Genomic DNA, 22,689 nt, shown 5'->3' with positions numbered 1-22,689 from the left:
TAAGATGATAGTATTGTAAACGTCTAAATCAAAGGAGCTGGGCTTTGGTGGAAAAGTCCTTTCGGATTGAAAAAATACTAAACAACAACGTGCTTGTTGCTTCTCATCCTGAATATGACGAGGTTGTTTTGCTCGGCAAAGGGATCGGATTTGGCCGAAAAAAAGGAGATGTGATCGAGCAAAGTGCGGTTGAGAAGTGGTTTATTTTAAAAAATGAGCGGGAGCAAGAGCAGTATAAAAAGCTGTTACCGCAACTTGATGAGGAATTTGTCGGTGTCATGAACGAAGTGATGCAGCATATTAAAAACCGCGTGCATATGCCGCTTAATGAGCATATTCATGTTGCGTTAACAGACCATATTTCTTTTGCGATCAAACGGATTGAGCAAGGGCTTGATTTAAAAAATCCATTTTTGATGGAGACGAAAAGCTTGTATCCCCTCGAATATGGAATTGCGAAAGAAGTTGTTGAGATGCTAAATGAAAAGCTGCATGTTGAACTTCCGAAGGGAGAAATAGGGTTTATTGCTTTGCATATTCATAGCGGTATTTCGGAGCAAAGCCTTTCAGAAGTCAACAAATATTCACAGTTAATTGCTACACTAGTATCCGTCGTCGAGGAACAATTCGATATGGCTATTGATCGCGAAAGCATTTATTATTTACGATTTATCCAACATTTGCGCTATGCGATTGAACGGGTGAAAAAAGGTGAGCGTGTCGAGGAGCCTAAAAAATTGTCGAAAATCTTGAAAGAAGAGTACCCGCTATGTTACAATGTTGCATGGAAGCTAATAAAAATCATGCAGCAAACGTTGCAAATGCCTGTTGATGAGGCAGAAGCAGTTTATTTGACGATGCATTTGCAAAGGCTTGCAAAAAAAAGCGAATAGAGGTCTTCATCTTTACGTGTTACTGATTCGATCAGGCATGAGTAAAGGAAGGCAAAATGGGACAGGCAATAGGAGAAGTGATTCTTTCTCTATTGCTGTCGGCGTTCTATTTTGTTCTTTCTTTGCTCATGCCTTTTTGTTTTCTTGTTTGCAAATGCTTACAATTGTCAAATATCTGATCATGCTTAGAAAAACGTTTGTTGTCTAATTTATGAAATGAAGGGGGATTTAGCAATGAAAAAAGCGTTTGGCACATTGCAAAAAGTTGGTAAAGCGCTCATGCTTCCAGTTGCAATTTTGCCAGCCGCCGGTATTTTGCTTGCTTTTGGTAACGCTTTACAAAATCCGGCGTTGACGGATAAAATTCCGGCATTAAAAGCGGATTGGGTTGTTCTCGTTGCTAAAGTAATGGAACAATCTGGAGGAACGGTATTTGATAACCTTTCGCTTCTTTTTGCAGTGGGAGTAGCGATCGGATTGGCTGGTGGTGAAGGAGTTGCCGGTCTTGCCGCCATTGTCGGCTACTTAATTATGAATAAAACGATGAGCGTCATTTTGGGCGTTTCTGCCGAACAAATTGGCAAAGACCCGTCGTTTGCGAACATTTTAGGGATTCCAACGCTGCAAACAGGAGTATTTGGCGGTATTATCGTCGGTATTTTAGCGGCGTACATGTACAATAAATATTACAATATTGAATTGCCGCAATACTTAGGGTTCTTTGCTGGGAAGCGGTTCGTGCCGATTGTCACAGCGGCGTCTGCCGTTGTTTTAGGAATTGTCATGACGTGGATATGGCCGCCTGTGCAGCAAGGGTTGAACGCATTCTCTCATAACATGATTGACGCAAATAAAACGCTTGCGGCGTTTATTTTCGGGGTTATTGAACGTGCGTTAATTCCGTTTGGATTGCACCATATTTTCTATTCGCCATTCTGGTATGAGTTCGGCGAATATGTCAATAAAGCAGGACAAGTGGTTCATGGCGATCAAAAAATCTTCTTTGCGCAGTTGAAAGATGGCGTTCCGTTCACAGCAGGAACGTTTATGACAGGGAAATTCCCGTTTATGATGTTTGGTCTTCCAGCCGCAGCGCTTGCTATTTATCACGAAGCGCGTCCTGAGAATAAAAAAGTCGTGGCGGGGATCATGGCTTCTGCGGCTTTAACATCCTTTTTAACAGGGATTACAGAACCAATTGAGTTTTCGTTCTTGTTCGTGGCACCAGCTTTATTTGCGATTCATACGATTTTCGCCGGGTTATCTTTTATGATCATGCACATATTAAACGTGAAAATCGGTATGACCTTCTCAGGCGGAGTTATTGACTACTTATTGTTTGGGGTATTGCCAAACCGAACAGCATGGTGGCTCGTGATTCCAGTAGGGCTTGTATTTGCCGTTATTTACTATTTTGGGTTCCGGTTTGCGATCCGCAAATGGAATTTAGCGACTCCAGGGCGCGAAAAAGTGTCGGAAGAAGCACCTGTTCAAGCGACAGACACGAGCGATCTTCCGTATGAAATTTTAACGGCGCTTGGCGGAAAAGAAAATATCGCTCATTTAGATGCATGTATCACGCGTTTGCGCGTATCGGTTAACGATATCAAACATGTAGATAAAGAGCGCTTGAAGGCGTTAGGCGCAGCCGGCGTGCTTGAAGTTGGAAACAACATTCAAGCGATTTTTGGTCCGAAGTCTGACACGTTAAAAGGACAAATTAAAGACATTATGGAAGGGCGCGTACCAGCGCGAGTAAAAAAAGAAGAGACAAAGATAGCGAGCGTGCAAGTAGAAGCAGGAGCGGAAGAGATCGTTGCTCCGCTCTCAGGCGAATTGCTTCCACTTTCCGAAGTACCTGATCAAGTATTTTCGCAAAAAATGATGGGCGATGGCTTTGCGATCATGCCGGAGGATGGAACGGTCGTTTCGCCAGTAGACGGAACAATCGTGAATGTTTTCCCGACGAAGCATGCGATCGGCATTGAATCGAAAAACGGAAGAGAAATTTTAATTCACTTCGGCATCGATACTGTAAAACTAAACGGGGAAGGTTTTGAAGCGCTCGTTTCTCAAGGAGACGAAGTAAAACAAGGACAACCGATATTGAAAGTAGATTTGGAATATGTAAAAGAACATGCCCCTTCTGTTATTACGCCAATTATTTTTACAAACTTGAAAGCTAGTGAAACTGTCCAAATAGACAAACAAGGTGCTGTAACGAAGGGCGAAAACAATATTGTTACGATTCGCTAACCATTTGCGTTTCCTTATGTTATAAATGGATTTTTATTGAATAAAGATGCAACTATTTGTTATGATGACAAAAAAATATACTATAAAGGAGATTGATGGAAATGATGGAGAAAGTTTTTAAAGTGACTGCTGACTCTGGCATTCATGCCCGCCCAGCAACATTGCTTGTACAAGCCGCAAGCAAATTCAACAGCGATATCAATTTAGAGTACAACGGAAAAACAGTAAACTTAAAATCGATTATGGGGGTTATGTCGTTAGGAGTTCCAAAAGATGCTGAAATTAAAATCACAGCTGAAGGAGCGGATGCAGCAGAAGCGTTAGCGGCTTTAACAGAAACATTGGCTAAAGAAGGTCTTGCTCAATAATGTCTAAATTTATTCAAGGTATTGCTGCATCGAGCGGTATCGCCATCGCTAAGGCGTACCGCTTAGAAACTCCTAATTTTTCAATCGAAAAAAAAGCAATTGCTGCCCCTGAAGCGGAGATCGAGCGATTTCTTGCTGCTGTTGACAAAGCAAAAGGCGAGCTCGAGAAAATTAGAGAGCACGCTTTACAGGAGTTAGGAGAAGATAAAGCTGCGATTTTTTCAGCGCACCTTCTTGTGTTGAGTGATCCTGAACTATTAAACCCTGTCAAAGATAAAATTCAAGCGGAACAAGTCAATGCAGAATACGCATTAAATGAAACGGCATCAATGTTTGTTGCAATGTTTGAATCGATGGATAACGAATACATGAAAGAACGAGCAGCTGATATTCGCGATGTCACGAAGCGGGTGCTTGCCCATTTGTTAGGTATAGCGATTTCCAATCCGAGTCTCATTTCAGAAGAAGTGATAGTGATTGCTGAAGATTTAACACCGTCTGACACAGCCCAACTAAATCGGCAATTCGTCAAAGGGTTTGCCACTGATATCGGCGGACGGACATCGCATTCAGCCATTATGGCGCGTTCGTTGGAAATTCCAGCGGTTGTTGGAACGAAATCGGCGACTGCGGAAATTCGAAATGGAGATATGGTGATTATTGACGGATTGGATGGTCAAGTAGTAGTGAACCCGTCAGAAGAAGTATTAGAACAATATATGGAAAAGCGTAGTCGCTTTGAGGCGCAAAAAGCGGAATGGGCGAAGCTTGTTCATGAACAAACGACAACGAAGGACGGGCACCATGTAGAACTTGCGGCCAATATCGGCACCCCTGAGGATGTAAAAGGTGTGCTGGCAAATGGAGCTGAAGGCATCGGCTTATATCGGACAGAGTTCTTGTATATGGGCCGTTCGGATTTGCCAACAGAAGAGGAGCAATTCGAAGCTTATAAAACTGTATTAGAGCGCATGGAAGGAAAGCCGGTCGTTGTGCGCACGCTCGATATTGGCGGCGATAAGGAACTTCCATATTTAGAGCTGCCAAAAGAAATGAACCCGTTCTTAGGGTTCCGTGCGATTCGTCTCTGCCTTGAAATGCAAGACATGTTTCGCACACAGCTTCGCGCTCTATTGCGTGCAAGCGTGTATGGGAATTTGAAAATTATGTTTCCGATGATTGCCACGCTTGATGAGTTTCGACAAGCAAAAGCGATCCTTTTAGAGGAAAAAGCGAAGCTGCAAAATGAAAATGTGCCAGTAGCGGAAAACATTGAGATCGGGATGATGGTCGAAATTCCGGCAGCTGCAGTACTTGCTGACCAATTCGCGAAAGAAGTCGATTTCTTTAGCATTGGCACGAATGATTTAATCCAGTATACAATGGCGGCTGACCGTATGAACGAGCGGGTTTCGTACCTTTATCAGCCATATAATCCAGCGATTTTGCGCCTTATTCATAGCGTCATTGAAGCGGCACATAAGGAAGGAAAATGGGCGGGAATGTGCGGTGAAATGGCAGGCGATGAGTTAGCGATTCCAATTCTGCTTGGTCTGGGACTCGATGAGTTTAGCATGAGCGCCACTTCTATTTTGCGTGCGCGTGCACAAGTGAAAAAACTTTCAAAGGAAGAGACTGCTAGTTTTAAAGAAACGATTTTATCGATGGACACAGCGGAAGAAGTAGTCGCTTTCGTCAAAAAAACATTTCATATTAACTAACAATAAGCGGTGGGCATTCCCACCGCTTATTGTTTAAACGGATTTTTCCATTCCATTAGAACAGCATAATTTAACGACTCTTCATCTTCTAAATAATTCTCCACTATTTGTAAAGGAGTACGACCGCAATGAAGCAAAAATGTAATCACTGGATCTTTTAATTCACCAGTTAGTATTTTTTGTAAATATTCAACGGCCGATAGTTCTTTAGCGTAGCGGTGATAGCCGGGCATTCTCCCTCCGCCAAGCAAACGGTCAAGGTTCAAACGAACAACAGTTTCATACATGGATTGCATGAGCCATTTGCCAAGTCCTAATTTTCGGTAAGCAGGAGATACGCAAATATCAACGACATAAAGCGTATTCCCATTCGGATCGTGATTTCTAATATAGCCGCTGTCTGTGATTTCTTCCCACGTATGTGCGGGATGCGTCGGATCGAAATGGACAAGCAGCCCGGTCATCGATCCAACGATTCGACCGTCGATTTCCACACAAAGAGCCCCGTCTGGAAATAGAGAAATATGATTCGTCAGTTGTTGTTCGTTCCACCATAGTTCAGATGGAAACGGAGGAGGGAAACTTTCTTGCTGAATGCGGATTAAATCTTCAAAATCTTCAGATGTATAATTGCGTATGATCGCTTTTTTCGGAATGTCTTCATTAAATACGTACAATTCTTTCCGATACATAAATGTGCATCACCTCGCAATCTATTAATTTTAAATCATACATATAATAGAGCGCATTAAGCAAGAAAAAAATTTTTTTCCACGAATCTCCTTCCGGTTAAGAATATGCTCCTATAGACGTTCGTTCCAACGAGCTTTATAATGGAAATAACGGTTCGACAAAAAAATATGAATTTTGACAAAAGGGGGATCAATGAAGCAGTGTTCAAAACATTACGAACGAAACTTATTGTCTTAATGGCGCTACTAATGATTATTTCTTTAGCCGCTACACAAATTGTTGGAGTTGTAGAAACAAAACAGATGATTCAAAAAGACGTCAGCAGTCGCGGACATTCTCTTGTCGAACAGTTAATCAACGACATCCAATCAAGCTTTAGCAGCGAAGAACATAGCTTGATGCAATTTAGTGAATCGCCAACGATCATTCAAATGGCGAAGAACAATCAAACTTGGCCTACTGTAGATAAAGAATTTCAAACATTTTTAAAAATCCATAAAAACACCCAATTAATCTATATCGGGACTGCGACTAAAAAGATGTATACAGCTCCGAAAGTAGATTTGCCTGCAGGGTATGATCCAACGTCCCGTCCTTGGTATCAAAAGGCGACAGAAAACCCAAATGAGGTTATTTGGACGGATCCATACCTTGATGCCGTCACGGGCAAATATATTGTGACACTTGCGAAAGCGATAACAAATGGCACTGACACCATCGGAGTAGTCGCAGTGGACTTGTCGCTAGATTCGGTAACAAAAATCGTGAATGGAATGGATGTTGGATACCACGGTTATCCATTTTTGTTTGACCAAACGGGTATCGCCATCGTTCATCCGCAATACAAAGGAAAAAATATGTCTAATAATCCCGCTGTGAAATATATGCTTAAGCGGGAAAACGGAGTTTATGAATATACGCTAGATGGCGAAAAAAGAATCCTCTATTTTACGACGATTCCGAAACTAGGTTGGAAAGTTGGAGCAGTTTACAAAGAAAAAGACTTATTTGCTGTCAGCAACTCGATTGCCAACCAGATGTTAATTATTACAATTTTGGCTGTGCTTATCGGAATTATAGTTATTTATTTTATGGCGGGTTCCATTGTCAAGCCGGTTGTTTATCTGCAAGGACAGCTAGAGAAAGTAGCCAATGGTGATTTAACCGTTCAAGTACGGACGAAGGCGAAAGATGAAATCGGTCAATTAGCGAACCATTTTAATCATATGGTCCAAGAAATGCGAGCCCTTATTCTTCAAGTAAACGAATCGGTTGGTGAACTGGCAGCGTCTGCCGATCACTTGAGCGCTGTTTCTGAAGAAACAATGACTTCAAGCGAACAAGTGGCGACAGCGATTAACGACATTGCCAAAGGAACATCGGAGCAGGCGAGCGATTTAGATACGATTAATGAACGCACGACAATGTTGTCAAAACAAATCGAGACGGTTGCCCAATCGGCGTCCGCAATGCAAACGCTGTCAAGTGAAACGAAAGAAGCAAGCTATCATGGCTTAGAGAAGCTAAATGAACTTCAGCTCAAATCGAATGAGGCGAAGGAAGAACTGCAAGCTGTAGAAAAAGTGATGGATGATCTTGTTGAAAAAATGAAAAAAATCGATGAAGTCATCCAAACAATTACGGCCATTTCGGCGCAAACGAACTTGCTAGCGCTGAATGCAAGCATTGAAGCGGCAAGAGCGGGTGAACATGGCAAAGGATTTGCGGTTGTTGCCGAGGAAGTTCGTAAGCTAGCAGAACAGTCTTCGCAAGCGACAGAATTGATTCGCCAAACGATTGCCACAATCCAGCAGCAAGCGGATTTAGCGATGCAAGCTGTAGAGCGTTCGAAAAACATGAACGAAGAACAACAACAGGCGGTTCATACGACAGGAGACTCGTTCATGAAGATTTCTACCATGATGGAAGAGTTAACAACATCCATTTCGAATATTACGAATGAAGTAAAACGAATGAATGAAAGCAAAGACCAAGTAGTTGAAGCGATGCAAAATATTTCAGCCATTGCTCAACAAGCAGCAGCATCTGCGGAAGAAGTGGCTGCCTCAGCTGATGATCAGCTGCAAGCGCTCAGCACGGTTACAGAATCTGCTGAAACATTAAGTGATATGGGCCGACAATTAAAACAATTAATCGAAAAATTTGATGTGTAGCAAGAAAAGTGCACGGATAAAACCGTGCACTTTTTGTATAGTTGGGGATCGTGTCGAATGACGCTTCGTTCTGCCTTGCGTATCTTTGTTTTGGAAGTTAAACAAGCCAAACGGAAGCTTTTATTGATATCGCTCCTAAGAAGGAAAATTGCAGACTATGTCGAATGTTATACGCAAAAATAAGAGGAGGATGAGCAAAATGGAACTTCAATTGGCTGGAAAAACGGCACTTGTTGTGGCATCAAGCCAAGGGCTTGGCAAAGCGATTGCCCAACAACTTGTGTTAGAAGGGGTAAACGTTATGATTACGAGCCGAAACGAAGAGAAGCTCAAAGAGGTAGAGCAAGAACTACGTTCGTTACATAAGGGGAATGTTGCTTATGTTCAAGCGGATGTTACAAAGCAAGAAGATATCGAGCGTCTCGTTGAAAAAACAGTGGAGACATATGGAACTATTGATTTGCTTGTGAACAACGCAGGCGGCCCGCCGGCGGGAACATTTGAAACGATTACAGATGAAGAATGGTATAAGGCGTTTGAGCTGAATTTATTAAGCTACGTTCGTATTATTCGTACAGCGCTGCCATATTTAAAGCGAAACGGCGGGAAAATTGTCAACATCGCCTCATCATCGATCAAAGAGCCAATTCCAGGGCTGCTTTTATCCAATACGTTCCGCACGGGGATCGTGGGGCTGACCAAGACGCTTGCTACAGAGTTTGCCCAATATAACATTTTAATTAATACAGTGGCGCCTGGACGAATTGCTACTGAACGTGTAGCCTTTTTAGATCAAATTAATGCGGAGAAATTCGGCATTACGAAGGAAGAAATGGAAGCCCGTATGAAAAGCACGATCCCTCTCGGCCGTTACGGAACGCCGGAAGAGTTTGCGAAAGTGGTAACATTCCTTCTTTCTGGGGCCAATTCATATATGACGGGTCAATCGTTTATAGTTGACGGAGGCATGGTCAAAGCGATTTAGCTTTCAAGGTGCTACCTCCCTTCTCGGCTGAATATATATGAACTATTCACCATTGCTGAGAAAGGGAGTGGCAGCATTGAAAAGTAAGATAGTCGCGGGAATTTTGGCGATTTTACTAGGCGGGCTCGGCATTCATAAATTTTATTTAGGGAAGCTTGGTCAAGGAGTTCTTTATTTACTATTTTCATGGACGGGAATTCCAAGCATTATTGGGTTCATCGAAGGCATTGTTTATCTTTTGAAATCGGATGAGGAATTCAATCAAAAATACAATTATGCTTCCGAAGATTAGACCTTGGCCTCAAGCCAAGGCTTTTTTGATAAAAGGAGGATTAGCGTTGAAAACAATTGGTTTTATCGGTCTTGGCGTAATGGGAAAAAGCATGGCGCATAACTTACTGAAAGCAGGGTATCCTCTCGTTGTGCATACGCGCACGAAAATAAAAGCAACAGAACTGCTTGAGGAAGGAGCGGTCTGGAAGGAGACGATTGCCGAACTAGCCCAGGAAGCGGATGTTATTATTACGATGGTCGGCTATCCTCAAGATGTAGAGGATGTATATTTTAGAGAAAATGGTTTGCTCGAACATGTAAAAGAAGGGGCATACTTAATTGACATGACGACATCTCCTCCATCGCTTGCCGAAAAAATTTATAAAGAAGCAAAAAAGAAAAACGTGTTTGCACTCGATGCTCCTGTCTCTGGAGGGGACATCGGCGCAAAAGAAGGGCGGCTTGCCATCATGGTCGGAGGGGATGAAGCGGCGTTTCAGGAATGCAAACCAATTTTTGAAGTATTAGGAACGAACATCGTCTTTCAAGGAAAAGCAGGAGCAGGGCAACATGCGAAAATGTGCAACCAAATTGCTATTGCCACTAATATGATCGGTGTTTGCGAAGCGCTTGCGTATGCGAAGCAGTCAGGACTTGATCCGTGGAAGGTGCTTGAAAGCATTTCACAGGGGGCTGCCGGAAGCTGGTCGCTTAACAACTTAGCACCACGTATGCTCAAAGGAAATTTTGAGCCAGGATTTTATGTGAAACATTTTATTAAAGATATGAAAATTGCATTAGCGGAAGCGGAAGGAATGAACCTGCTGCTGCCAGGCTTGTCTTTGGCAAAACAAATGTATGAAGAACTTGCGGCCGAAGGGGAAGAAAATAGCGGCACACAGGCGCTGTATAAGCGGTACGAACAAATTTAAAAGCATCGTTGCCAAACGATGCTTTTTTATATTTTTCTAAATATTGAATATTTTTAAAAATATAGTATAGTAGAAATAAGGTTACATACTAACCGGTTAGTAAAAAGGAGGGGGATGGATGGAATTTTTATATTCTTCGAAGGTGCAGCAGTTGTTAAAAAGATTGCAAGCTTTTATGGAAGAGTACATTTATCCGAATGAACGAATATACGAGCAGCAGCTTAATGAGCAAAAGACGCGGTGGTCTGCCGTTCCGCCCATTATCGAACAGTTAAAGGAAAAAGCGAAAAAAGAAGGGCTCTGGAATTTATTTTTGCCGGATGAGGAGTATGGTGCGGGGCTTTCCAACTTCGAATATGCACCGCTTTGCGAAATGATGGGGCGCTCCCTGATCGCCCCGGAGGTGTTTAACTGCAGTGCGCCGGATACGGGGAATATGGAAGTGCTTGTCCGCTATGGGACAGAAGAGCAAAAAAAACGTTGGCTCGTCCCCCTTTTAAACGGTGAGATTCGCTCCTGCTTTTCGATGACCGAGCCGGATGTTGCTTCGAGCGATGCGACGAATATTCGAGCAAGCATTATACGCGATGGTGATGAATATGTTATTACCGGACGAAAATGGTGGTCGTCCGGCGCAGGCGATCCGCGGTGTCGAGTGGCGATTGTTATGGGAAAAACGAATCCGGACGCCCCTAAGCACGAGCAACAGTCGATGATTATCGTTCCGCTGGATACGAAAGGTGTGAAGATCGAGCGGATGCTCCCGGTGTTTGGATACGACCATGCCCCGCACGGCCATGCGGAAATTACATACGACCATGTTCGTGTGCCGAAAGAAAATATCATTTGGGGGGAAGGAAAAGGGTTTGCCATTGCCCAAGGAAGGCTTGGCCCGGGAAGAATTCATCATTGCATGCGCCTCATTGGAGCGGCAGAGCGGGCATTGGAGCTCATGTGCAAGCGGGTCAAAAAGCGTGTAGCGTTTGGAAAAACGCTTGCTGAACAGGGCGTTGTCCAAGATTGGATCGCTCGATCAAGAGTAGAAATCGAGCAAGCGCGACTTTTGACATTAAAGGCGGCCTATATGATGGATACGGTCGGCAATAAAGCAGCGAAGGCAGAAATCTCTATGATTAAAGTCGTTGCTCCGAATGTGGCGTTAAAGGTCATTGACCGGGCTATTCAGGCGTTTGGAGCCGCAGGGGTAAGCGATGATTTTCCGCTCGCTGCACATTGGGCGAACGCTAGAACGTTAAGGCTCGCTGATGGACCTGACGAAGTGCATAAGGGGCAAATCGCAAAATGGGAATTGCAAAAATACGAGTAGGAAGCGAGGGATGATGATGCATGTGCTCGATTTGTTCAAGCTGAACGGAAAAACGGCGATTGTTACAGGCGGCGGCCGCGGGTTAGGCGAGCAAATGGCCATTGCCTTAGCGGAGGCAGGAGCGAATGTTGTCATCTGCTCACGGAAGCTAGAAGCATGCGAGGAAGTGAAACAAAAATTAGAAGCGCTCGGAGCACGTTCGCTTGCCTTGCGCTGCGATGTTACGAACAGTGACGATGTGCACGCTCTCGTGGAAAAGACAATGGATGCATTTGGGCGAATCGATATTTTAGTGAACAATAGCGGAGCGACATGGGGGGTACCGGTGGAGGAGATGCCGCTTGAAGCATGGCAAAAGGTGATGAACGTCAATGTAACAGGTACATTTTTAATGAGTCAGGCAGTCGGAAAGATTATGATGAAACAGCGCAGCGGAAAAATTATCAACATCGCCTCTGTTGCGGGGCTTGGCGGCACGAATCCAACGGTCATGAACACGATCGCCTACAATACAAGCAAAGGGGCGGTGATTACATTTACGAAAGATTTGGCGGTAAAATGGGGAGAATACGGCATTTGCGTCAATGCCATCGCTCCAGGTTTTTTCCCTACAAAAATGTCTAAAGTGGTCATTGAGCGCGGAGAGAAGCAAATTTTAAGCAATACGCCGCTCAAACGTTTCGGTGGAGAGAATGATTTGAAAGGAGCGGTGTTATTTTTGGCATCTAGCGCTTCCGACTTTGTAACGGGGTCGTTGCTTGTCGTTGATGGCGGAGCACATGCCTATTGTTAAGGATTAGAGGAGGGAAAAAAATGAGTGGAAAGAAAGCGTTTACACTGTATCCGAGCCATATTGCCTCCGAGTTTGCTATTCCGGACATTACGTTATGTGACATTTTAATGGACCGCGCTAAACAGTACAATAGTCACATAGCTCTTTCATTCTACAATAAAGAAATCACTTATAAAGAACTAGCTTATATGGTGGAAAAATTGGCTGCCAATTTACAAAATCTAGGGATACAGAAGGGAGATCGTGTAGCGATTATGCTCCCGAACTGCCCGCAATATGTCATTTCTTATTATGCCATTTTGCGCATCGGAGCCATTGTCACTCAAGTCAATCCAATGCTTGTAGAAAGAGAATTGACCTATTTATTGCAAGATTCAGGCGCAGAAACGATCATCATTTATGATGCGCTCTATCCGCGCTTAAAGGCGGTGCAAAGCAATACAGCTGTTAAACGTGCCATTGTTGTCAGCCTTCAGCCGTCTGCTGCTTCTTTTGAACAGGATATTGCATTTGATCAATTTCTCACGCAAGGCGATGGGCAAGTGCGACCGGTACCCGTCGATCCAGCACATGACATTGCTGTATTGCAATACACAGGCGGAACGACAGGGCGTTCGAAAGGAGCGATGTTGACGCATCGGAACTTAGTGGCCAACGTCATGCAATGCGCCGAATTTTTCAAAGACACGATTCAATACGGAGCCGAGCGATACTTAACGGTGATTCCGCTGTTTCACGTATTTGCCATGACATCAGGAATGAACTTGGCGATTTATGTGGGCGCCACCAATATTTTATTGCCGCGTTTTGACTTAAAAGAAGTGCTTGAGACGATTAAAGAGAAAAAGCCAACTACCTTTCCCGGTGTACCGACAATGTATGTAGCGATTACCAACACGCCGAACGTCGAACAATATGGCATTGAAAGCATTAAAATGTGCAACAGCGGCAGCGCGCCGATGCCGGTCGAATTAATGCGGGAGTTCGAGCGAAAGACAGGAGCGGTTGTATTAGAAGGATACGGGCTTTCGGAAGCGTCTCCAGTGACGCATTGCAATCCACCGTTTGCGGAGCGAAAACCGGGAACTATCGGCATCGGGATGCCGATGACAGAGTATAAAGTGGTTGATGTGGCAACAGGCACAGAAGAAGTGAAACCGGGAGAGATGGGGGAACTCGTCATTCGCGGACCGCAAGTGATGAAAGGGTATTGGAATATGCCGGAAGAAACGGCGGCTGCACTTAGGGATGGATGGTTGTATACAGGAGATTTAGCGACGATGGATGAGCAAGGATATGTGACGATTGTGGACCGGAAAAAAGATATGATTATCGCAAGCGGCTACAACGTGTATCCAAGGGAAGTGGAAGAAGTACTTTACGAATACCACGCGGTAAAGGAAGCGGTGGTCATTGGTGTGCCAGATGAATATCGCGGGGAAACAGTGAAGGCGATTGTCGTGTTAAAAGACGGAAAAACAGCGAGCGAAGAAGAAATTATCGACTATTGCCGTCAAAATTTAGCATCTTATAAAGTACCGCGTCTTGTAGAATTTCGTCAGGAACTTCCGAAAACGAATGTTGGGAAAATTTTGCGGCGCGTTCTCCGGGAGGAAGCAGCCCAATCCAAATAAGGGAGCAAGCGCTCTTCCGCAGTCTCCTATACTCCTTCGTTATCAATAGATTGTATGATATAATGTCGGGAAGAAGCAAGGTAGAAAGGTGGAAGAGCGTGAAAGAAAAAATTATCGACATCAGCATGACGCTGTTTGAGCAAAAAGGATTTAGCGATACGTCGATTCAAGATATTGTAGATGCATTGGGGGTTACGAAAGGAACGTTTTATTACTATTTTAAAAGCAAAGAAGAATTATTAATGGATATTCATCTTCGTTATATTGAAGGATTGCTAGAAAAACAAAAGGAAATTGCCGAAGATCGATCGAAAACAGCCAAAGAAAAGTTGTTTGACATCGTTTACATGCTCATTCACAACATTGAAAAACAAGGCCGGCAGGCGCGCATTTTCTTTCGTGAAATGAGGCACTTAAGCGAAGAGCATTTGCACAACATTAAAGAAAAACGCGATCAATTCCGTTATGGCGTACAGGCTCTCATCGAGCAGGGAATGGCAGAAGGAGAGTTTCGCGAAGATTTAATTCCCAAAATTGCGACGCTGACCATTTTGGGGGCAGCCAATTGGAGCTATCAATGGTTTAAGCCGGATGGTGATTACAGCGATGCGGAAGTAGCCAGACAAATGGTAAGAATTTTATTGTCGGGCATTGAAAAATAGCGACAGTTCGGCTGCTTCCGCGCAGCTAACATTTTTATCATAGATAAGCGAGAAGACCCCCGCTTCAAGGAGGAACGCGAATAGGCGGGAGAGGTTCAAATACTAACCGGTCAGTAAAAATCTAGTTCAGCAATAAAGGGGGGCAAAAGGAATGGGAGCGATCATTCCTGTGCGCAAAGGGGAAGAGCTGCCCGTTGAAAGATTACTTGGTTTTTTACGAAAAGCGATACATGATCTGCCGGAAGGAATTGTACATGTTCAGCAGTTTTCAGCCGGTCACTCCAATTTAACATATTTGATTTCTATCGGTGAGTGGGAGGCGGTGCTCAGACGTCCGCCGCTTGGTCCGGTTGCCCCAAAAGCGCATGATATGAAGAGAGAGTGCACGTGGCTTACAGAAATTCATCCATTGTTTCCACTCGCACCGAAACCGCTTTTATTTTGCAATGATGAATCGATTATCGGAAGCCCATTTTTTTTAATGGAACGAAGAAAGGGAATGGTGCTTGACACTGAGTTTCCATCGCATATCGAACCAACGGAAGAAATCGGGCGTCGCATTTCGGAAACGATGGTCGAGACGCTTGTACAATTGCATCAATTAGATTATAAACAGACGCGCTTAGTCGAAATGGTGAAGCCGGATGGGTTTATGGAGCGGCAGGTGCACGGCTGGATTCAGCGATATAAACGCGCGAAAACAGATGAGATTCAAGAAGCAGAAACTTTAGTGAATTGGCTTATAAGCCACATTCCCCAAAAAAGCGAAGCGACCATTATTCATTACGATTATAAGCTAAATAATGCATTATTTGCCGAAGATGACTTGACGAAAATGATTGGCTTGTTCGATTGGGAAATGGCGACCGTTGGCGATCCGCTTGCGGATCTAGCGGTTGCGATGAGCTATTGGATTGAAGACGACGATCCGCCTCTATTAAAAAATGGGTTTGGCAAACCGCCAGTGACTGTATGCCCAGGTTTTTATTCCCGCAAGGAGTTCATCGAAGCGTACGCAGAAAAAAGCGGGCGTGATGTTTCAAACATCCATTTTTATTTGACGTTTGCCTATTTCAAATTGGCTGTCATTTGCCAGCAAATTTATTACCGGTTCCGCCGCGGACAGACAACTGACGAACGTTTTAGTAAATTTGGAGATTTTGTTCAGTCGCTCATTCAGCATGCGTGGCAGTTGACGATCGGTTGAGGTGAGCAGATGAGAAAGGTTCACCTTTTATTTCGAAAGGAAGAAATGGATGAAACGAACTTGGTTAACGGGAACGTAGCGGTTGTTTTTGATATTTTGTTGGCTACATCGACGATCACAGCCGTATTGTCATTTGGAGCGGCTTCTGTCCTCCCCGTACGGAATGAGGAAGAAGCGAGAGAGAAAGCGAACCAGTTGCCAAATGGCAGCTATCAACTGGTGGGAGAGTATGAGGGGGCTATAATTGACGGCTTCTCTTCTCCAGCCCCGCTTTCTCTTCAATATGCCTGCCAAGGAAAAACGGTCATTTTATCGACTACGAATGGGACAGTAGCGATCCAAAAGGCGGCGCAGGCAAAATATCTATATGCTGGAAGTTTGTTGAATAGCCGTGCTCTTGCCCAGTATATTGTCCGTCGCCATTTGTCGGAAACAGTTGTCTTGATATGTTCGGGCACATCAGGGAGATTTTGTTTAGAGGATTTTTATGGAGCGGGCTATTTTATCTCATGTTTACTAGAAAATGGCGTTTCTGTTGATGAGCTTTCCGATTCAGCGCTGGCGGCTCTTTTGTTATATCAAAACTATCGTACTATAAGCGAAGGAAAGACGATACTGCGGCTTTCTCGTGTAGGAAAATGGATGGCGGCATGCGGACTTGAAAAAGAAATAGATTATATTAGCCAGCATGGGGTCCTTTCAGTCATCCCAATATTTGAAGTCACCAAATGGGGAGGAGAAATGTTCGACGCGGCCACCCGCCCGTTTCCCGCATGAAATTTACGTAGGTAAAACTTGCAAACAATGCGAGGGGGTTGCCGAGTTGCCGTATTAAGAAAGCAATGGAAAGGGGAAATAAAAATGAAAGTGATACAGTTTAACGAATACGGCGGTCCGGAAGTTTTGCAGATGATGGAGACAGAAACACCGAAGCCATCAGGGAAAAAAGTTCTCATTGAAGTCAAAGCGATCGGTGTCAATTATGCGGATACGGCGCGTCGTGAAGGAAAATATGTGGTTCCAACGCCGCTTCCATTCATTCCAGGCACAGAAATTGCGGGGGTCGTATGCGAAGTCGGCGAAGATGTCACTTCGGTGCAACGTGGACAGCGAGTTGTTGCCTTAATTGAATCCGGAGGATATGCCGAATATGTGCTTGTTGATGAGCGAAGCATTATTCCGCTTCCAGACGGTCTTGATTTTCAGACTGCGGTCGCTCTCCCTGTGCAAGGTTTGAGCGCTTTTCACATTTTAAAAACGATGGGGAGGCTAGAAGAAGGAGAAACGGTATTAGTTCACGCGGCAGCTGGAGGAGTCGGGACGATTGCTGTTCAGTTAGCCAAAATATTTGGTGCAGGGAAAATCATCGCCACGGCAAGTAGCGAAGAGAAGAGAATGCTTGTGAAAAAGCTTGGGGCTCATATCGCTATAGACTATACGAAAGAAAGATGGAAAGAAGAGGTATTAGCAAACACAGATGGCAATGGGGTTGATCTTGCCTTGGAGATGGCAGGAGGTGCGGTGTTTCATGAGACGCTTGCATGTTTAGCTCCATTTGGCCGTCTTGTTGTATATGGTGTAGCAAGCGGACAATTTACGAGGATGAATCCAGCGGCGCTCATGGGGAAAAACATATCAGTGATCGGATTCTTTTTGCCGCAAATCATGCGAAAGAAGAATTTGTATCAACAAAGCTTGCTAGAGTTGCTGGCATATGTACAAACTGGCGCTGTTCAGCTGATGATCGGCGGTGTTTATCCGCTTGAACGGGCGGCAGATGTCCATCGCTTATTGCAGGCACGAGAAACGTACGGAAAGCTCATTCTCGTGCCGTAATGAATAAAAAGGTGGGAAGCGGATCCGCTTCTCACCTTTGATATTGCCGAATGTATTGTTCCATTCGATCTAAACCTTCCTTCAACGTTTCAAGGGAATACGCATATGAAAGCCGCACGTAGCCTTCCCCGTATTGGGAAAATGCGCTGCCGGGAACGACCGCTACTCCAGCTTTGTCTACCAAATCGAGGGCAAAATCGAAGGACGATTGTCCAAACGAATGAATAGATGGAAACAAATAAAACGCGCCAGTCGGCTTTTCCACTGACAACCCCATATCGACGAGACGTTTGTATGCATACTCGAGCCGTTCTCTATATTGTCTTTTCATTTCTTCGGCATCGTCTTTTCCGGTTGTCAAGGCGGCGAACGCCGCTTTTTGCGAGATGGAAGTGGCACATGATACACTATATTGATGCACTTTAATCATATGCTTGATTAAAAATTCTGGAGCGAAGACAAATCCAATTCGCCATCCTGTCATCGAGTGGGATTTGCTTAACCCGTTAATGACGATCGTTTGATTGCGGAGCCGCGCAGCGATCGAGTGATGCTTTCCATCATAAACGAGTTCGCTGTAAATTTCGTCTGATACAATCCAAATTGGACGGCCTTCAAGCAGTTCGGCGATTTTCGCAAGTTCCTGCTCAGACAATGTGGCCCCTGTTGGGTTCGAAGGGTACGGAAGAACGATGCAACGTGTCCGGTCGTTTATGTATGGAGCGATGAGTTCAGCTGAAAGGCGAAACCCGTTGTCGCGCGTATCAACATATACAGGTACAGCTCCGCACATGCGAATAATTGGTTCATATCCTGGATAGACCGGACCCGGTAAAATCACTTCGACACCTTCTTCTAAAATCGTGCGAAAGGTGATATCAATCGCTTGGCTTGCACCAATCGTGACAATGACTTCTTGTTCATGATAATTTAGTCCGTATTTTTCAAGGACAAAACGACAGGCCGCTTGGCGCAGTTCAGGCACTCCAGCGTTATGAGTATATGTGGTAAAGTTGTTTGCGATCGCTTCCTTCCCAGCCTCTTTCACATGCTCGGGAGTCGGAAAATCCGGCTGTCCGATCGTTAAGGAAATCAAGTTTGGCCGGTCAGCCACCATGTTGAAAAATTTTCGAATCCCTGAAATTTCAATGTTTTTGACACGTGGATGAATGAGGTGTTCCACAATAGGTCCTCCCTTCCGTCATAAGATTTTTTTTTATTGTATCACGGAAAACATAAAAGGTGAGCCTTCTTCTATCATTTATGAAGAAGTGGCTCACCTATCCACACGTCAGAATGCTATGTTTCTGTGAGGCTTCACATTCCACCATTTTCTATGCTCCCGTTTACGCTCCGTGTTTTTTTAGCAATTCATTATATTGAGCGGACAACTCTAAAAATAGATCCTTATTTTTTTTCGATAACGCTTCATCGATTTTTTCCATTAGTTTATTTTTCTGATAAAGGAAGATCGCTTGTTCAAGAATTTTTTCAGCAAGAGAGCCGTAGCTATTTTTTTCTTCCGACTGACCAAACATCATAATTCCTTCGTGAGGATATTGTTTTTCATACATAATGACTCCCCCTTGTTCGGGAACGAGAGATTCCCTTTTTTATATTATCTTCTTTTTTAATGCAAATGTAAAGAAAATTTTGATAAATAGAAAGGTAGTAATTTTTTCAAACAATGGACGTTTTTTCGGTTATCATATGTAAAGGAGGGTGGATACGATGATCCGAACGTGTGCTATTACAAAAGATTTTGAAGTTATTTATGATGTGCCCTTTGAGTTTTTAAACAAACCGGACGTTTCTTGGTATTGGGTCGACTTTCATGAGCCTACAGATGAAGAAGCAAGGTTACTTGCGGATTTTTTTCATTTCCATCCGCTAGCGATTGAGGATTGTTTAGAATTTGTGCAGCGTCCCAAGCTTGATTTTTATGAACAGTATTTGTTTGTGATCGTGCATTCAATCAATCAAGCGACGCTAGAGGCTGAGGAAGTCGATTTATTTATCGGACAAAATTTTCTTGTATCGTTTCATAAACACCCTGTTTCGGGGATTAATCAAGTATGGGAACGCCTGCAGAATGAAAAGCATTTTAAAGCAGGTCCATTCCATGTGATGTATCATATTTTAGATAAAATCGTGGACGATTATTTTCCACCGCTTTATCGCATTGAAGATATGTTAAACGATCTTGAAGAAAATACGAACGACGAAACGATTCAAGAAATTATCGAAAAAGTGTTTGACATTCGCGGGGACTTATCGAAGCTCAGGCGAACGATTGTGCCGATGCGCGATTTACTGTATCGGATCATTAATTCTGACCGGCTTGCGCGCATGAAAGAACAGCATATTTATTTCCATGATATTTATGATCATCTTTTAAAGCTTGTAGAAATGATTGAGGCTAATCGAGATATCACGTCTGATATTCGAGATAGTTATTTGTCATTGAATTCGAACCGGATGAATACAATTATGATGACATTAACAGTTATTACGACGATTTTTATGCCGCTAACGTTCATTGCTGGAGTGTACGGAATGAATTTTGAGTATATGCCAGAATTGCATTGGAAATATGGTTATTTTGCGGTAATTGTCGTGATGGCATTGATCGCAATAGCAATGTTTTTCTGGTTCAAGAAAAAAGGTTGGTTTCGTTTTCATAAAGGAAATCGGTGAAACGGGAGAGACTATAAATGAAACGAATTGCAGTGATTGGACAATCAGGGGATATTCCTGAAGAAGTAAGAAAAATTGCTGAACAAGTAGGAGCCGAAATTGCCAAGAGGAAGGCGGTGCTGCTCACTGGAGGCGGCAGTGGCGTGATGGAAGCAGCTTCTAAAGGAGCGAAGGAGGCAGGAGGACTTGTAATTGGAATTTTGGCGGGCGACCGTACGGACGTCGCCAACGATTATCTAGATGTACCGATTACAACGGGGCTTCATTTTGATTTCCGCAGCATCGTCCTCGTTCATTCATCGGATGCTCTTATTATGATTCGCGGCGGCAACGGTACGCTTGGGGAGTTGTCTGCTGCCTATATGAACAAAAAACCAGTTGTGATTATTGAAACAACCGGGGGATGGGCAACTAAAATAAAAGAAGCGGCTTTCGAAGGAGGATATTTGGACGAGCGACGCACTGTTGAAATCGTTTTTTGTAACTCAGCTGAGGCGGCGGTGGAGTTGGCGTTCAAACGAATCGAAGAACCGCTCGATGAGGAAAAAAATACAGGGCGGATCGGCGAATAAAAACGGGATTCCTATAACAGGAATCCCATTTTTTATGAGTTTGCTCCTTTCGATTGCGCAGCGAATTGGTCGGTTAAGCGTGCCGGTCCCATTAGAAAAATGAGGATAATCGCAATCACGACCGGAATAACGGCCCAAGCAAACATTGTGGCAATCGAGTCTGATAAAGCATTGATAATTTTATCGAGCACTTGCGGAGGAATGTGCGAGCGAGCTTCTTTTGAGAGCAGAACCCGCGAATCGCCAGATGGGTTAAATTGTTTCATCATCGGCAATGCTTTTTCTAATTTGTTCATCAATAGGTGATTTTGAATCGTTCCATAAATCGTGACCCCTAATGTCATGCCGATAGAACGGAAAAACGTGTTCGTTGAGTTGGCTGATCCTCGCTGACGCACATCAATGCCGTGGATCGAAGCCATGCTTAATAAAGGAAAGGAAAATCCAACTCCCATTCCCGTAATGACCATATAGATGGTAACAGCCGAGCGAGCGGTATCAGCAGAAAGGGTGCTAAGCAGATAAATGCCAAGTAAGAATATAAAGCCGGATGCAATCATTAAGTTGCGGTATGACGTTTTCGCCGCAAGACGCCCGCCAATTTGGCTGCCAGCGACAGAACCGAGCATCATCGGCGTTAAAATCAAACCAGAGTTAGTTGCCGTTCCTCCATATACCCCTTGTACAAAAATCGGAATAAAAATCGTTCCAAGAATGAATGTCGCTCCATATAAAAATCCTATTCCCTGAGCGGCCGCAAATAGCCGTCTTTTAAATAAATGGAACGGAATAATAGGGTCTTTCGCTTTTGTTTCCGCCCATAAAAATAAAAGAAGAAAGGCAGCAAATCCAGCAAATAAACTAATAATCACAAATGAATCCCAATCGTATTCTTTTCCGCCTAGTTCGAGCGCAAACATGAGGCAGAGAACAGAAGATACAAGCAAAATGGCGCCCCACCAATCGATTTTTTGTTCGCGGCGATCAAGCGATTCAAAATAGCACTTAACAATCAAACCAAGCGACACAAGCCCCAGTGGAACGTTGACGTAAAATACCCAGCGCCAGTCGATGTAGTCCGTGATATAAGCACCTAATAGCGGACCGAATACGCTGGAGATGCCAAACACAGCTCCGAACAGTCCAGACATTTTCCCGCGCTGTTCCGGCGGAAAGGTATCGAACATGATCGTAAAGGCAATCGGCATTAAAGCTCCCCCGCCTAGACCTTGAATTGCCCGGAAAATGCTTAGCTGCACCATATCTTGGGCAAGACCGCAAAGAATGGAACCAATTAAAAATAGTGTCAATCCAGATATGTAGAAAAGTTTTCGTCCGTACATGTCGGAGAGTTTTCCGAAAATCGGCATGCCGGCTACGCTGGCGATCATATAGGCTGACGTGACCCAAACAAATTGATCAAGCCCGCCAAGTTCGGAAACGATCGTTCCCATGGCCGTAGCGACGATCGTATTGTCCATCGCCGCCATTAAAATGCCAAGCAGCAACCCGAGCACGACGAGTTTTTTATTGCTTTTTTTCGTCATCATTGTCATTCTTCCCCTTTTCTAAAAAAAATCAACATAACTTTATTATAATCAAAGTCTTTACGCTTACAACAAAAAAGGACTATCCGATTGGACGGCATCATACGATAAAGTGAAGG

General features: G+C 43.9%; 21 protein-coding genes. 17 read left to right on the top strand and 4 right to left on the bottom strand.

Going from position 1 to position 22,689, the window contains the following annotated elements; genetic code table 11:
• Positions 1 to 47: 47 nt before the first annotated feature.
• From glcT to ptsP, 4 genes are all read left to right on the top strand, one after another.
• A complete protein-coding gene (glcT, locus tag N667_RS0103765) occupies positions 48 to 893 on the top strand; it encodes a glucose PTS transporter transcription antiterminator GlcT (protein WP_027408342.1) in 846 nt (281 codons plus the stop codon).
• A gap of 234 nt (positions 894 to 1,127) precedes the next feature.
• A complete protein-coding gene (ptsG, locus tag N667_RS0103760; RefSeq protein WP_027408341.1) occupies positions 1,128 to 3,149 on the top strand; it encodes a glucose-specific PTS transporter subunit IIBC in 2,022 nt (673 codons plus the stop codon).
• A gap of 101 nt (positions 3,150 to 3,250) precedes the next feature.
• Positions 3,251 to 3,517, top strand: a complete 267-nt coding sequence (locus tag N667_RS0103755) for a phosphocarrier protein HPr (RefSeq protein ID WP_027408340.1) — start codon at positions 3,251 to 3,253, stop codon at positions 3,515 to 3,517.
• Positions 3,517 to 5,238, top strand: a complete 1,722-nt coding sequence (gene ptsP, locus N667_RS0103750) for a phosphoenolpyruvate--protein phosphotransferase (protein ID WP_027408339.1) — start codon at positions 3,517 to 3,519, stop codon at positions 5,236 to 5,238. The genes N667_RS0103755 and ptsP overlap by 1 nt, the downstream gene beginning before the upstream one ends.
• 26 nt (positions 5,239 to 5,264) lie before the next feature.
• Here ptsP and N667_RS0103745 read toward each other — a convergent pair whose 3' ends face one another.
• Positions 5,265 to 5,930 (bottom strand): GNAT family N-acetyltransferase, encoded by a 666-nt coding sequence (locus N667_RS0103745; protein ID WP_027408338.1) that lies wholly within the window; start codon positions 5,928 to 5,930, stop codon positions 5,265 to 5,267.
• A 201-nt stretch (positions 5,931 to 6,131) separates the two neighbouring features.
• Here N667_RS0103745 and N667_RS0103740 point away from each other — a divergent pair, with 201 nt between their 5' ends.
• The 11 genes from N667_RS0103740 to N667_RS0103685 all read left to right on the top strand — a co-directional run bounded on the left by N667_RS0103740 (position 6,132) and on the right by N667_RS0103685 (position 17,754).
• Positions 6,132 to 8,105: a methyl-accepting chemotaxis protein gene (locus N667_RS0103740; RefSeq protein ID WP_027408337.1), complete on the top strand. Its 1,974-nt coding sequence runs from the start codon at positions 6,132 to 6,134 to the stop codon at positions 8,103 to 8,105.
• A 199-nt stretch (positions 8,106 to 8,304) separates the two neighbouring features.
• Positions 8,305 to 9,090 (top strand): SDR family oxidoreductase, encoded by a 786-nt coding sequence (locus N667_RS0103730; RefSeq protein WP_027408336.1) that lies wholly within the window; start codon positions 8,305 to 8,307, stop codon positions 9,088 to 9,090.
• Between the two features lie 76 nt (positions 9,091 to 9,166).
• A complete protein-coding gene (locus N667_RS0103725; RefSeq protein WP_409978168.1) occupies positions 9,167 to 9,382 on the top strand; it encodes a TM2 domain-containing protein in 216 nt (71 codons plus the stop codon).
• A complete protein-coding gene (locus N667_RS0103720) occupies positions 9,366 to 10,295 on the top strand; it encodes an NAD(P)-dependent oxidoreductase (protein WP_084278849.1) in 930 nt (309 codons plus the stop codon). Before N667_RS0103725 ends, N667_RS0103720 begins: the two co-directional genes overlap by 17 nt.
• Positions 10,296 to 10,413: 118 nt before the next feature.
• Entirely contained in the window at positions 10,414 to 11,622 is a 1,209-nt protein-coding gene (locus N667_RS0103715; protein ID WP_027408333.1) for an acyl-CoA dehydrogenase, read from the top strand.
• A 16-nt stretch (positions 11,623 to 11,638) separates the two neighbouring features.
• On the top strand, positions 11,639 to 12,415 hold the full coding sequence (locus tag N667_RS0103710; protein ID WP_027408332.1) for an SDR family oxidoreductase: 777 nt from the start codon (positions 11,639 to 11,641) through the stop codon (positions 12,413 to 12,415).
• 20 nt (positions 12,416 to 12,435) lie between these two features.
• Positions 12,436 to 14,049, top strand: a complete 1,614-nt coding sequence (locus N667_RS0103705) for a long-chain-fatty-acid--CoA ligase (RefSeq protein ID WP_027408331.1) — start codon at positions 12,436 to 12,438, stop codon at positions 14,047 to 14,049.
• Between the two features lie 98 nt (positions 14,050 to 14,147).
• A complete protein-coding gene (locus N667_RS0103700; RefSeq protein ID WP_027408330.1) occupies positions 14,148 to 14,711 on the top strand; it encodes a TetR/AcrR family transcriptional regulator in 564 nt (187 codons plus the stop codon).
• Between the two features lie 151 nt (positions 14,712 to 14,862).
• Complete coding sequence (locus tag N667_RS0103695; RefSeq protein ID WP_027408329.1) at positions 14,863 to 15,918, top strand: phosphotransferase family protein; 1,056 nt, start codon at positions 14,863 to 14,865, stop codon at positions 15,916 to 15,918.
• A 9-nt stretch (positions 15,919 to 15,927) separates the two neighbouring features.
• Complete coding sequence (locus N667_RS0103690; RefSeq protein WP_027408328.1) at positions 15,928 to 16,695, top strand: 2-phosphosulfolactate phosphatase; 768 nt, start codon at positions 15,928 to 15,930, stop codon at positions 16,693 to 16,695.
• An 84-nt stretch (positions 16,696 to 16,779) separates the two neighbouring features.
• Positions 16,780 to 17,754: a zinc-binding alcohol dehydrogenase family protein gene (locus tag N667_RS0103685; RefSeq protein WP_027408327.1), complete on the top strand. Its 975-nt coding sequence runs from the start codon at positions 16,780 to 16,782 to the stop codon at positions 17,752 to 17,754.
• A 31-nt stretch (positions 17,755 to 17,785) separates the two neighbouring features.
• Here N667_RS0103685 and N667_RS0103680 read toward each other — a convergent pair whose 3' ends face one another.
• Entirely contained in the window at positions 17,786 to 18,937 is a 1,152-nt protein-coding gene (locus N667_RS0103680; RefSeq protein ID WP_027408326.1) for an aminotransferase A, read from the bottom strand.
• Between the two features lie 163 nt (positions 18,938 to 19,100).
• Positions 19,101 to 19,328 (bottom strand): IDEAL domain-containing protein, encoded by a 228-nt coding sequence (locus N667_RS0103675; protein WP_027408325.1) that lies wholly within the window; start codon positions 19,326 to 19,328, stop codon positions 19,101 to 19,103.
• Between the two features lie 157 nt (positions 19,329 to 19,485).
• On the opposite strand from N667_RS0103675, the gene corA reads away from it, so the two are divergent.
• Both corA and N667_RS0103665 read left to right on the top strand, forming a co-directional pair.
• Positions 19,486 to 20,451: a magnesium/cobalt transporter CorA gene (gene corA / locus N667_RS0103670; RefSeq protein ID WP_027408324.1), complete on the top strand. Its 966-nt coding sequence runs from the start codon at positions 19,486 to 19,488 to the stop codon at positions 20,449 to 20,451.
• A 17-nt stretch (positions 20,452 to 20,468) separates the two neighbouring features.
• Positions 20,469 to 21,023, top strand: a complete 555-nt coding sequence (locus N667_RS0103665) for a TIGR00725 family protein (protein ID WP_027408323.1) — start codon at positions 20,469 to 20,471, stop codon at positions 21,021 to 21,023.
• Between the two features lie 32 nt (positions 21,024 to 21,055).
• On the opposite strand, the gene N667_RS0103660 is transcribed toward N667_RS0103665, so the two are convergent.
• A complete protein-coding gene (locus tag N667_RS0103660; protein WP_027408322.1) occupies positions 21,056 to 22,579 on the bottom strand; it encodes an MDR family MFS transporter in 1,524 nt (507 codons plus the stop codon).
• Positions 22,580 to 22,689: the final 110 nt, after the last annotated feature.

The sequence above is a fragment of the Anoxybacillus tepidamans PS2 genome (assembly GCF_000620165.1).
Classification (GTDB): domain Bacteria; phylum Bacillota; class Bacilli; order Bacillales; family Anoxybacillaceae; genus Anoxybacteroides; species Anoxybacteroides tepidamans_A.
This window is presented reverse-complemented; position numbering and strand designations above follow the sequence as displayed.